The organism is Streptomyces sp. DH12, from assembly GCF_020873895.1.
In the GTDB taxonomy this organism is placed as follows: Bacteria; Actinomycetota; Actinomycetes; order Streptomycetales; family Streptomycetaceae; genus Streptomyces.
In genome coordinates this window covers 1-447 of record NZ_JAHWGT010001122.1, presented here as the reverse complement: position 1 = coordinate 447, position 447 = coordinate 1, and the positions used below count along the sequence as shown (strand labels likewise).

1 protein-coding gene is annotated in these 447 nt (G+C 77.2%); it reads left to right on the top strand.

Features of this window, described 5'->3' with window-relative positions:
• Positions 1-367: dTDP-4-dehydrorhamnose 3,5-epimerase family protein (locus LPA54_RS38840; RefSeq protein ID WP_228985101.1), on the top strand; the 367-nt coding region annotated here is incomplete at its 5' end.
• Between the last annotated feature and the right edge of the window lie 80 nt (positions 368-447).

Genomic DNA, 447 nt, shown 5'->3' with positions numbered 1-447 from the left:
CGGCCGCGCCCGTGACGTCGTGGTGGACCTGCGGGTGGGGTCCCCCACGTTCGGGCGGTGGGACACCGTGGAGCTGGACACGGAGTCGTTCCGCTCGGTGTACCTGCCCGAGGGGGTGGGCCACGCGTTCCTCGCGCTCGAGGACGACACCGTGATGTCGTACCTGGTGTCGACGCCGTACCGGGCGGAGCTGGAGCAGGCGCTGCACCCCCTCGACCCGGTGCTCGGGCTGCCGTGGCCGTCCGGCGCCGACTTCACCCTCTCGGACCGGGACGCCGCCGCCCCGACCCTCGCCGAGGCCCGCACGGCCGGGCTGCTGCCGCGGTACGAGGACTGCCTCGGCCTCGTCGCCGCGGCGCACGCCTGACCCCGCCGGACGGGGCCGCCTCAGGCCGTCGAGGCCGGCAGCGGCGCACGCGCGGCGGCGGGACGGGCCGGCAGGAAACC